The sequence below is a fragment of the Geoanaerobacter pelophilus genome, from assembly GCF_018476885.1.
GTDB classification, from domain to species: Bacteria; Desulfobacterota; Desulfuromonadia; order Geobacterales; family DSM-12255; genus Geoanaerobacter; species Geoanaerobacter pelophilus.
The window spans coordinates 440,882-453,184 of the sequence record NZ_JAHCVJ010000002.1 but is presented as its reverse complement, the minus strand read 5'-3'; the positions used below and the strand labels follow the sequence as shown (position 1 = coordinate 453,184).

The following is a 12,303-nucleotide window of genomic DNA, read 5'->3' as shown; positions in this document are numbered from 1 at the left end:
TCCCCCTCCAAACCCGGCTTGCACTAGTGCCATCCTGTAGATTTTTATGAAATTGGACTAAAATGGTCTTGTGGAGTTGATTCTAAAGGGGAGGTGGCCCCATGAATTCATTCATGAGCAAATACAGTGACCATTGTTACGCGCTGATGCGGATAGTTGTCGGGTTTCTCTTTCTTTGGCATGGCGTCCAGAAGCTGTTGGGCTTTCCGCCGGGTATGCCTGACAATGTCCCGGCATTCATTACCTATGTCGCCGGTCCGATCGAGCTGTTTGGCGGCACCTTAATCATGATCGGCCTGCTAACTCACTGGGCTGCGTTTATCACCAGCGGGCAGATGGCTGTTGCCTACTGGATTGGGCACGGAACCAAGGCGCTGCTGCCGCTTCAGAACAACGGCGAACTGGCGGCGCTTTACTGCTTCGTGTTCCTGTTCATTGCCGCCTACGGGAGTGGCATCTGGAGTGTTGATGGCTTGCTAAAACGACGAAAAGATCATGGTTAAGCATGGACCCAGCGCTGGCTGATTACCGGCGCGGCTGCTTGGGGAGCGGTTTAAGGAAATTCACCGGCTAGCCTCGACCTCACTCAACAGTTCCAGGTACATGGAGTAACGGTCGTCCGGAATCTGTCCCAGTTCCACCAGTCTGATGACAGCACAACTTGGTTCGGTCCGGTGTCGGCAGTTGCGAAAACGACAGCGCATCTCCCCATGTTCTTCGAACCCTGGGAAGTGGCTGGACAGTTCCTCTGCCGTGATATCCACCAAGCCGAAATCCCTGAACCCGGGGGTGTCAACCAGTTCGCCACCTCCGGACAGTGCATGCAACGTGGAGACTGTGGTGGTATGTCGCCCCAGCCCATTGTAATCACTGACCGTACCCACCTTGAGGTCAATCTCCGGGCAGAGGGCGTTAAGCAGCGAACTTTTACCGACGCCGCTCGATCCGACAAAGACCCCTCTGTGTCCCTCATTCAGAAAAGCTTGCAGTGGCGCCAGCCCAGTCTGGTTCTTGGCGCTGAGGGCAAAAACGGGAACCGAACCGACATAGATCCGCTGAAGGTTGGCAAGCAGTGCGGAGGTGTCGTCCAGATCGCACTTGCTGACCACCACGAAGGGTTGCAACTGAGCTACCCGGGCCGAAACAATGGCCCGGTCTATGAACCCGGACGGCGAGTTGAGTGCGACCACTATTCCAAGCACATCCAGGTTTGCCGCAACCAGGTGGATGCCGCCCCGGGCATCGCGCCGTCGCAGTTCTGTCCGACGGGGCAACCGCCTCAGGACTTCACCCGTGACCTCCACATCATCGCCGACCACATGCCCGGAACTCCGCTTAACCCTTACCATGCGGCGTTTGCCCGTTGTGAAGAGAACTTCGACCTCAATGCCATGGTGGGCTGTTATTAAACCCTGGCATGCCTGATCCTGAGAGGTGCTTTGCGTAGCTGAGGCCTTACCGGTCCTGTTATGTTCCCTTTTCACTGGGTGACTCTCTCATTCTGCGCTCATAAAAAAACCACAGGGATGTCCCTGTGGTTCAGAGGCTGCTAAATATAGCATGTCTGTGGCTAACCGTGCAATTTATTTGCTGTTATCAGGCTGTGCAATCCTCTTGTTGGCTGCTTACCGAGGGGGCTGCTCCAGGAGCGGCTTGAGGAATTTTTCAAAGGTAGTCAGCTGTTTGGCTGATAACAGGTCGATGTTGCCTTCGTTATCGAGCAAAAAGGTGCCGACGCCGATCACTGTCCTGGCCAGGTAGCCGGTCCCCTCGACACTCCGTTCAATCTCGTCCCTTTGTTTGCTGATCAGGTTGCGCAACCGGCGCATGTCGATTTCCATGGTTACCTCCTGTGTTTGTCGAATCACGCCCGTGGCGTTACCGGAATTTTAACGTCATATCGTTGCCCAGTAAAGGGCCATGGTGCGTTGTGCTGAAGAATCCGTAATTTTAGTCCTTGTCGGCTAATAATCAATAGTTCTGTGCCGTTATGAAAAGCTGAACAGGCCTTTGAAAAATCTGCGGACTTTTCCGGTAAAGCTTTTATCGACCTTGCGCTGCATGCCGCTGATATCTGGCGTCTCGGCCAGAGCCATGCGGTATTCCGCCTCGCTCAGCACCCCACTTTGCCGCAACTGGCGCAGGATCGTGTCGGAGCGTTTCAGTACCCGGTCCAGGTGCCGGTACGGGTTGTAGACCTTTTGCGGGCCCGGAAGCATGGCAGCGAGGAACGAGCATTCCCTGGGAGTGAGGGCGCTGGCCGGTTTGTTGAAATAGTAGCGGGCACCATGGTCGATGCCGTACACCATTGGCCCCAGCTCGATGATATTGAGGTAGAGTTCAAGAATCCGTTCCTTGGTCAGCTCCTGCTCCATCCGCTTGGCGAGGTAGAACTCCTCGATCTTGCGGGTAACGGTTTTTTCCCGTGAGAGAAAGAGATTCTTTGCCGTTTGCTGGGTTATGGTCGAGGCGCCGCGTGCAAAGCGCTTCTTTTCCAGGTCATACTTGATAGCGTTTTTGATCGCTTTGACATCAATCCCCTCGTGTTGATAAAAGTTGGCGTCTTCCGACACGATGACTGCCCACTCCATTTCCGATGGGATGCGTGACGCCGGGGTCCAGTGGGGATTCGCCGGGCCTACGATAAATGGATGCTGTTTACCCTGCCAGTCCCTTACCTGGATGGTCAGGCTCAGATGTCTGTCGGCAAGTCCTGTTACCGAGGGGAGCCGGAAGAGCGTGATACCGACCCAGGCTGCGTAAGCCAACAGGCTGATGAGAATGATTGCTGTCAACCATTTTACGACCTTCAAAGATGCCTCCACCTGCCGGTTCCGGCGAGGAGCGAGTATATCCGAATCAATCGTAGATGGCACGAATTGTATTTGCCAATAACCGAATGGTGCGCATTCTCCAAATAGATGCTGCTTCCGCTGCATTGCGGTACAATATAACAAGAAAGCGGTTCAGCATGTCTGTCCGCTCAGATCAGTGAGGAAGTTCATATGTCCAATAAACGACCTTGTAGTGACTCCCCTTCCGGTGCGATTCTACAGGCGTTCGGCGAGTTCAATCGTGGGGACTGGTATGAATGCCACGAGACGCTCGAAGACCTCTGGATCGGTTCCGAGGATGAACCGCGCTGGTTCTACCAGGGGATGCTGCAGATCGCCGTTGCCCTGCTGCATTGGCGCAATGAGAATTATGGCGGTGCAATCTCTTTGCTGACCAGTGGCATTAAGTATTTGCAGCGGGTCCGGCCGGTTTGTCAGCGCATTGAAGTAGCACTGCTCGCCGCCGAGGCGGAACGTTTCCGGGAAGAACTTTCCAGGCTCGGCCCGGAGCGGATGAACGAACTGCCAGACGCGCTGATTCCCAAAATGCGCCTGGCGCCAGGCGATAGTTTGCCCTGCGCGCAAGTTAAAAGCCCGTAACTAACCTCCCATTGCGTTCATCTGAGGATGAGGGTAAACTGCCGCCCGGAGGATTGCTTTGTGACTCTGCTTTACAGCCTCGACCTGCTTGGCACTGCGGCTTTCGCAGCGTCCGGCGCGCTGGCGGGTATCCGGCGCGACATGGACCTTTTCGGCGTTCTACTCCTGGGAATGGTAACGGCAACCGGCGGCGGAACCCTGCGCGACCTGTTGCTGGGGGACACCCCGCCGTTTATTTTCAAGGACGAGACCTATTTCTACCTGTCAATCATCGTAGCGCTTGCAGTTTTCCTGTTTCACCGCCGGATCGGCTTTATTGAGTATCCCCTGCTCTATCTTGATGCCCTGGGGCTGGGGACCTTTGTGGTAATCGGCACCGGCAAGGGGCTTGATTTCAATATCGGCTTCGTCGGTTCGGTCATGATGGGTGTCATGACCGCCACGGCAGGAGGGATGATGCGCGACGTTCTCTCGTCACGGGTACCGCTGGTGCTGCAAAAAGAGGTCTATGCCTCTGCCTGCCTGGCAGGAGGAACCCTCCTCTATCTTCTCCATCAGACGCCGCTTCCTTCTTCCTGGGCGCTGGCGCTTTCCGCCATTGCCACCACCATGCTTCGTCTCTGCGCCATCCGCTTCAACTGGTCACTGCCGAAGGCCCACCACGCAGGCAGTAACAGCTGATCTCCCCCCTGTTTGTCTAAGCACTTTCCACCTGCGCTGCCAGGCTGTTGGCAAGGTTGCTCAAACTGGCGGCGTTTTCCAGCCCATCGATAAAGCGTTGCGGTATCCCTGTCAATCCTACCTGGGCACCAACCAGGGCACCGGCCAGGGTGGCGCGGGCCTGGTTCTGGCCACCACCGTTGATGGCATGAAGCAGGGCGGCCTCGAAATCGTCGTGGAATCGTGCCGCCAGATAGTAGACCGCAGGCAGCTGGTGGTAGATGGCACAGGGCATGCCGTAGACAATGGCAACCTTCCAGGCCGGCTCGATCCGAATCTCCGGGTCAACTGCGGCTGCTGCCATGTATGACGGTGTCAGCAGGGCATCGGGGGAGGCGAACAGCCCGGCATGGGACGGGTCCGGATCGCCGGGACGGGGTGGTTGCAGATTGTCGCTGGTGATATGGTGAAACGGGAGTTCCCCCTTGTTGACCAGCCGCATCAGCTTGCCCGAGAGTTGCGCGTTCAGGGCATGCCCCTGTACCAGCATGCCGAGCACAGCACCGTAGGCCACGGTCATGGAGACTATCGCCGGGTCGTTCTGGGTCAAAATGGTGTTAGCGGTGATGGTGGCTGCGAGGCGGCGAGGGTTGCGGGCATAGCGCACCGCCAGGGCCAGGGTACGTTCGATTGCCTCGGTGTCGTCGGCATTGCCGCCGGTCCGGCCCCAGGGCAGCTGTTGTTGCACCCGCTGACGCCACAGTTCGCGGATCGACTGGCTGGTATATCCTCCCGGCCCGCTGATTGGAGTGCCGTCAAGCAGCGGCAGCAGCTCCTCGTCCATGCGGCGGCAGAAATCAGCTTCGTGGTAACCGTTGCTGGCAACCAGTGACTCTAAGGTCAGCCTGAGGATGAAGCCGGCTTGGGAGAGCTGGCCTGCTTTGAGCCCGCTATGGTATCGGCCCGGCTTGGGATCGGTATAATCGGTGATCCACTCGCCGTAGTCACGGCGCAGCTCGTCAAGATCGTAATACCAGTGCGGGCCAAGCCCCATGGCATCGCCGATGAAAGCGCCCATGATGGCCCCTGCCGCACGGTCCTGAATGGTTCTCTCTGACATAGTGACCTCCCCTGAGCAACAGTGCGCCCCTACCGTAAATAGCGCAGAGCCTTACCCGCTCTTTCGGGCGACTATGAACAGCTCGATATCGATCCGGTCGTGCACCAGATGCATGCCCAATTTTTCAAACAGCTTGCCGGAACCGTAGCAGATGTTCCACATGGTTCGGTCGATGTCAAAGGTTGCCTGGGCCTTGAGGCTGCCGTCCTCCTGGGGCGCCACGGCTGCCGGGAAGGCTATTTCCCGGGTAACGCCTTTGATGGTCAGTTCTCCCTGAACCGTGTGATCGGGCGTTCCCGGTGTGGCTTCGGTGATCGCTTGCCAGCCGGTAATGGCAATGGAGGCGACCGGGTAACGGTCGACGGCAAAAAAGTCATCGGATTTCAGATGTCTGATGAGCATCTGCCGGTAGGTTTCGTCTTTCAGGTCCAGGTTGCTGATGCCGGTCATGTCGAGGCTCATTGCCCCACGCTGCAAGGCGCCGCCGCTGATGACGATCTCGCCATCCGTGAAGGGGATCCGGCCGTAGTGGCGATTGTTGAAATTGCGGCCGGTCCACTCCAGCACTGAGGCTGCCGGATCGAGCCGGTAAATGCCGTCTGCGAGGACCGGTTCCGGGGCAATCGGCGCAACTGCTTCTGCTGGATAGCCGCTGGTAGTCCAGCCATTCAGGCCGCCAGCCAGCAATCGCACATCGCTATAACCGGCTTTCAACAGCTTCTCCCGTGCTGTTGCCGCCGCCAAGGTGGTGCCGGAGGCGTCATAGAGCACAATCGGCCTTGCTGGGTCGGGTGCCAGCTCGGCAATGCGGTCCAGGAACACCATCTCATAGACACAGGCGTTACAAGCCCCGGGGATGTGCCGACCGGCGTAAATCTCAGGCGGGAGTACATCTACAACAAGCAGGGCATCACCATCGGCAAGCCGCTTGCTCAGCTCCTGGCAGGTAATGGTAGCGGTCATGACTGCGCCCTCCTTTCGCGTTATCTGTATAAATACATTTTAGCGCCGCTCTCCATTATTTGCCAGTAATTACGCAAGGTTAAGTGTGGCTCATAATTTACCTGAAGGCAGATGTTGCAGCCGGTTCAGTTCTCGCTGATAGGCCTTGGCGCTGTTGTAGCCGCGTGTGCCGAACGGCTGCAGTTTTTCCAGCCAGTGCAGCTCAACTGCCGCCAGTAACTGTTCGACGTTATCACCCGGTTCCGGTTTGTCCAAAGTAGCGAGGATGGAAAACTCGAAGCTCTTGGCGCCAAATTCGGTCAAGTCCTTTTGCAGCTCCCTGCTGAACACGACCTTGCCCATACGCAGCTGGAACAGCCTGCTGTTGCGGGTCCCTTCGAGATTCTGGCTGCTGCCCACATAGATCCGGCCATTTACCGTGTTGCGGATCTGGTAAATGCCCATGTCCGGCTGGTTTTGCTTGTACAACCGCTTGATATCGGCGCGACTGGAATTCTTTTGACTGTTCACGGCAGCATCTCCCTCTGAAACCGGCCATGGCAGCTTGGCCCCTGCAGTGCCGGGCTGTTCTTCGCGCCAATAACTGCTGCCGTCCCGCTGAATCATCCCTTCGTCCACCAGCAGGCGGCGAATGGTGCAGTAGTCGTCGAAAACCGGCTGAATCAGCCCGGTAACTTCCTGTTCGCTGTAACGGTGCCCAGCTTTGAAGCGCAAGGCAAACTGCTCCAGGACAATCAGCCGTTTCTTGTGCTGCGCCGGCAGTTTCTCCAGCCGGCCATGGCGGAAAAACGACTCCAGCACCTTGTAGCGGTACTGCTCCATCCGGTTGTCCTGGAGTTCTTTACCAACCGGATGCATCGAAACAATCTCGCGCAAAGTGGTGTTGAAGATCTCGTCATTGGCCTGAAACACAACGTAGTACTGCTCTTTGTGGCTGCTGACCAGGCCGGATTGTTCCAGCTTGCGCAGGTGAAAGGAGACGGTCGATGGGGCAAGTCCGTGGCGCTTGGCAATCTCCTCCACATACTGGGAGCGCTCCAGCAGCGAGTTGACAATGGCCAGTCGCGACCGGTCCGCCAAGGCCTTCATGATGGCAATGCTTTGTTCGGTTTTCATAAACGACTCCTGATTCGATATGCGTCGAATTAAAATATGCATAATTGCTCGTCGGCTGTCAATCTGTTTTTATTGTTATCGAATCACAATCTGGCGTTTTGGTAGAAACAGCGAAGGCGGCCAAGCGGTCGCCTTGTGAATTGGGGATTGCCCAGTCATTTCGTTCTGGTGTCAGGCTATGGGTCGCCGTCATCGGTTATAGCCATCAGCGATATGCCTATCTGGGCGATACAGAGCAGGGTAAGGATGGCGAGAATAGCCAGCCCGGGCAGTTGCCTGCTCAGGCTGCCGGTTGCAATGCCAAGGAAGGCAATCAGATAATAGGGCAAAGCCAGTCGCCGGATCATCCCCATTTCCTCTTCACGGGTCGAGGCCAGGAAAATGGCGCTCAGGGCCAGGACGGTCAGCCCCATGGAACAGCAGAGCAACCACCGTTCAAACAAGGGCAGCGGCTCTGTGGGTTGCAGGGAAATGACATGCTTGATGCCAACCGCTACGGCAGTAATCCCCATGAGCAGCGGCAGATGGGCATAAAGCCACTGCTGATAGTATTTTAAGTGGCTGCGAGCTTGTAAGCGGCGGGTCATGGCCCCCTTTGCCCCCTCGAAATAGCCCCACCACAGCGCAAAGGCTATCAGCAGCCCCATGAGGCCCGCCAGCGCGGAAACCAGCGTCAAGCCGTTCTTGCCGATGCCAAATACCACGCTTGCAACCGCTTCGCCGATGACAATGATCGTAAACAGTCCGAACCGTTCCGGCAAGTGAGAGAGATGCGGTGGGAACCTCACATGTAGTTGCCCTGCAGTCAACGGTGCGGCGAAATCTACCAACAGCGCCGCCCCCCAGAGCCAGAAACGCCAGGGGGCCGGAATCAGTATGGAGCCTGCCCATAAGGCCGCTGCTGCGCCAAACCCATGGACGTAGCGGTCAGTCAGGGGCCGGACCGCCGGGATATGTCTGCCGGCGCGGATATATTCAGCCACGAGGATGAAGCGTACCGTGGCATAGGAAAGCGCGAACCCGGCCGATCCAGTGGTCAGTGCCGTGGGAACATGCACCGCCAGACTGGCGACCGCAGTCATCTGCAGCATGGTGAGGAGACGATGTAACAGATCTTCGGTATCAAAGCGGGAGAGGTAAAAGGTGTGCCCGGCCCAGGCCCACCAGACCGGAATGAAGATCATTGCGAACTTGAGGAATCCGGTTGGCGAATAGTCTGCACTCAAGCCGTTGGCCAACTGGGAGAGCGCCGCCACAAAGACCAGGTCGTAGAAAAGTTCCAGCCAGGTCGCATGCCTTTCTACTTCGGCGGTGTTGGCCGAGCGAAGGGTTGGCGGTTTGATAAGACCTTTTTTCAACATGGCCGGTAACCTTGATCTTGCCACACTAGCGGCAGACAACGCTGATAGGTTGGTGTCCTTACTCTAAAGGTTATCGCATAAAACCGGCTTCGCCACTTGGTGCCCAAAACACCAAAGGCAGCCGATTGGCTGCCTTGCGGGTTGAGTGGAAAGGTGGCATTCAGGTTACTTGATGTTCTTGCTGGTGAAGAGGATCACCTTGTCTCCCACGAAATTAACCGTGATGTTCTGCTGTTCGTTGCCCCAGATGCAGTTTCTCACGAACAGGGCTTCCGAGCAGCTATCGGGCTTGCCGAGGATCTTGATCACCTCGCTGTAGCCCAGCCCCATCTTGATTTTAGAATAGTTCTCCATGGTCAGCTTGCTGCAACCAACAAGCATGACCAGCGCAACTAGTACGACTGCCAAACGCATCCTTACGAGCATAACCCTGTCCTTTTCTGATGATCACCGTAGCCGGCGCTTTTTGGTCTTTGGCCTGGGAGGTATGGCAAGTGGAACAAATTCGGGTTCATAGCCGACAACGAAGCTGACAGTGCTCTCGTTGCGCATGCTCAGGAAGTGCGCGTTGTTGTTGTCAAACGGGCAGATCGGGACAGTGCAGGGCGCAAAACCGAACCTCTGATAGTAGCCGGGCTCGCCCAGAACAAACAAAGTCTGGTTCTTGATCGCCTCCTGGCGCAAGGCAAATCTGAGCAGCTCAGACCCGATTCCCTGTTTTTGAAAGTCAGGCGCTACGGCCATTGGAGCCAGATGCAGGCCGCAGAGTTCATTGCCGTGATAGGCATTGGTAAAGGCGATGTAAGCGATGACCTTGCCGACATGAATGCAGACCCATTCGTGCATAGGCCGGCCATTTTCGTGGAGCTTCTTCACCAGCGTGGTTTCATAATCGCTGCTGGGAAAGGCGCGCTGCAAGAGCGCATAGGCCTTGACGCGGGTTTCGTCAGTCACTTTCTGTATTTTCACAATAGTCCCCTGTCACACCGTGGTTATCGGCTAAAATGCAAATGGCCGCCCCCTTGCCGGCTAAGCCAGCAGCAACGAGATTGCATGGAGCAGCAGGCCGATCACCCCGCCGACCAGGGTGCCATTCATCCTGATGAACTGCAGGTCGGAACCGATGCTCAGTTCAATCTCGCTGGCATAGTCATCGTTTTCCCATTGCTGCACCGTGCTGGTAATATGACCGGCAATGGCTGTGCGCAGCGTGTCCCCGTATTTTATCACCAAAGCTTCCAGGTGCTCGTTCAACGACTCTTTCAATCCCGGTTCGCGCGACAGGGTGGCGCCGAGCCCGGCTATCGCTGCCGTAATCTTTTCCTGTACCTTTGACTCGGGCTGGCGCAGGTCACTGCTCAGCCAGCTCTTCAGGTCGCCGGCAAGGTTCTGCGCATAATCGGCTATCGACTGGGTATGCACCACCTCGCGTTTGATCGCCTCGACCTTGGTGCGTAGCTCCGGGTCGGATTTGAGCCTGGCGATGAACCCGGTCACGGCAGTGTCGAACTTGTACCTGACCTCATGGAGAGGATCGGCATTAACCTCCTGGATGAAGGCGTTGATCCTGCTGGCGACCTTTTCCCCCGCCCCCTTGGAAAAACTTTCCCGATTGGGGATAAAGGCACTCAGCAGCGGGTATTCCTTGGTGCACATGTTGTCGATGGCAGTGGCCAGCCTGGCCTGGGCTTCCGCAGTTGCCAGCCAGGCGGCAAAGCGGCGCAGCAGGTCGTCAAGCACGATCTGGTGGCGATTGTCTTTCCTTAAGGTTTCGAGCATCGCCCCGGCAGAAGAGGAGAGATCGAAGTTTTCTATCCTGTTGCTCAGAGCGGCTCTGAGCAACTGTTGTACCCGTTCGTCATCGATGAAATCCAGGGAGTCGGAGCACAAACGGGTCAAGCCCTTGGCCAGGCCGGTGCTATTATCCTTCGACATCAGGTAAACGGCAAGGTGCTCCGCCGGGTTATACTCCCGCAGCTTGGCAATCAGGGTGTCGCTGGCCAGGAACTTGTCGCGGATAAAGTCGGCCAGGTTCCCGGCAATGACATCCTTTTTGCTTTTAATGATGGCCGTATGGGGGATCGGTATCCCCAATGGGTGGCGAAACAGCGCCACCACAGCAAACCAGTCAGCCAGGGCGCCAACCATGGCGGCCTCGGCAAAAGCGGCCAGCCATTCCCAGGCGCCATGTCCCTTCTGGCTGCGAGCAACCACGAATAGTAGGGCCGCGCCGATCATCAATCCCGTCGCTATTGCCTTGTTTCTGATCAATATCCGTTTTCTGTAGTCCACACGCTGTCTCCAGATCTGGTGTCGTCTAACAACAAAGCCGCTTCATCAGACCGAAGCGGCTTTCCCTTACGCCGTTAATGTATGGCATGGGGGCACCGCTTTTGTCAACGCCTGGTGCATCACAGCAGCCCAAATGGCCGGCTCCTGGGTTCTGCTACGCAATTACCTGTCAGCCATCATCAGTGATAAGGCGTTTCCCCCTGAGATGGATTATGCTATGATTCCTGACCCAAAAGGTAAGACACTAACCCAATAAGGAGTAGACAATGGCAAGAGCCACTGCCCGCCACATCCTGGTGGCAAGCAAGGAGGTCTGCGAAGACCTCAAGAAGCAGATTGAAACTGGCGCCGACTTTGCGGCCGTTGCCCAGCAGCATTCCCTTTGCCCATCGGGCAAGCAGGGTGGCGGTCTCGGTGAATTCGGCCCGGGCCAGATGGTTCCGGAGTTTGACCAGGCAGTATTCACCGGCGAAGTGGGCAAGGTCCTCGGTCCGATCCAGACCCAGTTCGGCTACCACCTGCTGGAGGTTACCAGTCGCACTGCATAGGCAGGCCTTTTCTGTAACAACAAGGGCCTGGCTGCTTTAATAAAGCAGCCAGGCCCCGGTACGGTTTTCGATCGTCACTTACCTATTTCCCCAATAATCCCAGATGCCGGTCATCCTTGGAATGCTTGCATACTTAGCCGTAGCTCCTCGGCCAGCTCCTCAAGATTTGCCACCTCCAGGTCGGCCAGTTCGGGCCACCGGAAGGCGCCGGTGAGGTCCACATGAATGGTGGCGGTGCCGGCAGCGCGCCCCACCTGCAGGTCGAACAGATAATCTCCCACCATTACCGCCTCGTCCGGGGTGCCCCCCCATGAACCGAGAAGTTTCGTTATCCCCTCTGGGTGCGGTTTTGGCACAGCTTCGTCGCGACCGAGGATCGCTTCCGGAGTAAAGTACTGCCTGAGGCCGATCTGTTCCAGCGTATGGAGGGCAATCTCCCGCGTATTGCGGGTAAGGATGCCAACCTGAGCACCGCGCCTCGATAACAGATCAAGCAGCCTTTCAGCGCCGGGCGCAGCAGCGGTCTTGGCCGCCAGCTCATACTCGATCGCCATCAGCCGGGCATGCTTAGTCGCGGCCTCTGCAGCCGGCAGAGAGGCAAGAAAGCCGAGAATGTCAAGATCACTGTCTGCCATGCCGAGCGTTTCCCGGATAGCGGCAAAATCATGCACCGCCAGGGTCAGAGTTCCATCAAGATCGAAAATCCAGCAGCGCCGATCAAGTATCTGGTGATAATGTGCCATAGCAGCAGGATAGCCTCTTTTGTCCTTTGCGGCAATCGCCATATTCAGGGGAGAGAAGACACCAAC

General features: G+C 56.8%; 15 protein-coding genes. 4 read left to right on the top strand and 11 right to left on the bottom strand.

The window, feature by feature from the left end:
- Nucleotides 1-101 precede the first annotated feature (101 nt).
- Nucleotides 102-503: a DoxX family protein gene (locus tag KI809_RS07545; protein ID WP_214170921.1), complete on the top strand. Its 402-nt coding sequence runs from the start codon at nt 102-104 to the stop codon at nt 501-503.
- A 60-nt stretch (nt 504-563) separates the two neighbouring features.
- Here KI809_RS07545 and rsgA read toward each other — a convergent pair whose 3' ends face one another.
- The 3 genes from rsgA to KI809_RS07530 form a co-directional block, all read right to left on the bottom strand.
- Nucleotides 564-1,484 (bottom strand): ribosome small subunit-dependent GTPase A, encoded by a 921-nt coding sequence (rsgA, locus tag KI809_RS07540; RefSeq protein ID WP_337833289.1) that lies wholly within the window; start codon nt 1,482-1,484, stop codon nt 564-566.
- Nucleotides 1,485-1,625: 141 nt separating this feature from the next.
- Nucleotides 1,626-1,841, bottom strand: coding sequence for a hypothetical protein (locus KI809_RS07535; RefSeq protein WP_214170920.1), 216 nt, complete (start codon nt 1,839-1,841; stop codon nt 1,626-1,628).
- A gap of 147 nt (nt 1,842-1,988) precedes the next feature.
- Complete coding sequence (locus KI809_RS07530; RefSeq protein WP_246559270.1) at nt 1,989-2,813, bottom strand: transglycosylase domain-containing protein; 825 nt, start codon at nt 2,811-2,813, stop codon at nt 1,989-1,991.
- Nucleotides 2,814-3,005: 192 nt separating this feature from the next.
- On the opposite strand from KI809_RS07530, the gene KI809_RS07525 reads away from it, so the two are divergent.
- Both KI809_RS07525 and KI809_RS07520 read left to right on the top strand, forming a co-directional pair.
- Nucleotides 3,006-3,434, top strand: a complete 429-nt coding sequence (locus tag KI809_RS07525; protein WP_214170918.1) for a DUF309 domain-containing protein — start codon at nt 3,006-3,008, stop codon at nt 3,432-3,434.
- A gap of 60 nt (nt 3,435-3,494) precedes the next feature.
- Nucleotides 3,495-4,115, top strand: a complete 621-nt coding sequence (locus KI809_RS07520; protein WP_214170917.1) for a trimeric intracellular cation channel family protein — start codon at nt 3,495-3,497, stop codon at nt 4,113-4,115.
- Nucleotides 4,116-4,131: 16 nt separating this feature from the next.
- Here KI809_RS07520 and KI809_RS07515 read toward each other — a convergent pair whose 3' ends face one another.
- From KI809_RS07515 to KI809_RS07485, 7 genes are all read right to left on the bottom strand, one after another.
- Nucleotides 4,132-5,214, bottom strand: a complete 1,083-nt coding sequence (locus KI809_RS07515; RefSeq protein WP_214170916.1) for an ADP-ribosylglycohydrolase family protein — start codon at nt 5,212-5,214, stop codon at nt 4,132-4,134.
- Between the two features lie 51 nt (nt 5,215-5,265).
- The gene (locus KI809_RS07510) at nt 5,266-6,177 is read right to left on the bottom strand and encodes a YceI family protein (RefSeq protein WP_214170915.1); all 912 of its coding nucleotides are present in this window, start codon (nt 6,175-6,177) and stop codon (nt 5,266-5,268) included.
- A 90-nt stretch (nt 6,178-6,267) separates the two neighbouring features.
- A complete protein-coding gene (locus KI809_RS07505) occupies nt 6,268-7,293 on the bottom strand; it encodes a metalloregulator ArsR/SmtB family transcription factor (protein WP_214170914.1) in 1,026 nt (341 codons plus the stop codon).
- Nucleotides 7,294-7,469: 176 nt separating this feature from the next.
- Nucleotides 7,470-8,654, bottom strand: coding sequence for a low temperature requirement protein A (locus tag KI809_RS07500; RefSeq protein WP_214170913.1), 1,185 nt, complete (start codon nt 8,652-8,654; stop codon nt 7,470-7,472).
- A gap of 165 nt (nt 8,655-8,819) precedes the next feature.
- Complete coding sequence (locus tag KI809_RS07495; RefSeq protein WP_214170912.1) at nt 8,820-9,080, bottom strand: DUF3862 domain-containing protein; 261 nt, start codon at nt 9,078-9,080, stop codon at nt 8,820-8,822.
- 21 nt (nt 9,081-9,101) lie between these two features.
- The gene (locus KI809_RS07490) at nt 9,102-9,623 is read right to left on the bottom strand and encodes a GNAT family N-acetyltransferase (RefSeq protein ID WP_214170911.1); all 522 of its coding nucleotides are present in this window, start codon (nt 9,621-9,623) and stop codon (nt 9,102-9,104) included.
- 60 nt (nt 9,624-9,683) lie between these two features.
- Nucleotides 9,684-10,946, bottom strand: a complete 1,263-nt coding sequence (locus KI809_RS07485) for a DUF445 domain-containing protein (RefSeq protein ID WP_214170910.1) — start codon at nt 10,944-10,946, stop codon at nt 9,684-9,686.
- A gap of 266 nt (nt 10,947-11,212) precedes the next feature.
- Here KI809_RS07485 and KI809_RS07480 point away from each other — a divergent pair, with 266 nt between their 5' ends.
- The gene (locus KI809_RS07480) at nt 11,213-11,494 is read left to right on the top strand and encodes a peptidylprolyl isomerase (protein WP_214170909.1); all 282 of its coding nucleotides are present in this window, start codon (nt 11,213-11,215) and stop codon (nt 11,492-11,494) included.
- A 110-nt stretch (nt 11,495-11,604) separates the two neighbouring features.
- Here KI809_RS07480 and KI809_RS07475 read toward each other — a convergent pair whose 3' ends face one another.
- On the bottom strand, nt 11,605-12,237 hold the full coding sequence (locus KI809_RS07475; protein ID WP_214170908.1) for an HAD family hydrolase: 633 nt from the start codon (nt 12,235-12,237) through the stop codon (nt 11,605-11,607).
- Between the last annotated feature and the right edge of the window lie 66 nt (nt 12,238-12,303).

Excerpts from the sequence above, each read along its gene's own strand:
- KI809_RS07545 (WP_214170921.1), top strand. The coding sequence starts at position 102 with ATGAATTCATTCATGAGCAAATACAGTGACCATTGTTACGCGCTGATG.
- KI809_RS07535 (WP_214170920.1), bottom strand. The coding sequence starts at position 1,841 with ATGGAAATCGACATGCGCCGGTTGCGCAACCTGATCAGCAAACAAAGG.
- KI809_RS07525 (WP_214170918.1), top strand. The coding sequence starts at position 3,006 with ATGTCCAATAAACGACCTTGTAGTGACTCCCCTTCCGGTGCGATTCTA.
- KI809_RS07515 (WP_214170916.1), bottom strand. The coding sequence starts at position 5,214 with ATGTCAGAGAGAACCATTCAGGACCGTGCGGCAGGGGCCATCATGGGC.
- KI809_RS07510 (WP_214170915.1), bottom strand. The coding sequence starts at position 6,177 with ATGACCGCTACCATTACCTGCCAGGAGCTGAGCAAGCGGCTTGCCGAT.
- KI809_RS07505 (WP_214170914.1), bottom strand. The coding sequence starts at position 7,293 with ATGAAAACCGAACAAAGCATTGCCATCATGAAGGCCTTGGCGGACCGG.
- KI809_RS07500 (WP_214170913.1), bottom strand. The coding sequence starts at position 8,654 with ATGTTGAAAAAAGGTCTTATCAAACCGCCAACCCTTCGCTCGGCCAAC.
- KI809_RS07495 (WP_214170912.1), bottom strand. The coding sequence starts at position 9,080 with ATGCTCGTAAGGATGCGTTTGGCAGTCGTACTAGTTGCGCTGGTCATG.
- KI809_RS07480 (WP_214170909.1), top strand. The coding sequence starts at position 11,213 with ATGGCAAGAGCCACTGCCCGCCACATCCTGGTGGCAAGCAAGGAGGTC.
- KI809_RS07475 (WP_214170908.1), bottom strand. The coding sequence starts at position 12,237 with ATGGCACATTATCACCAGATACTTGATCGGCGCTGCTGGATTTTCGAT.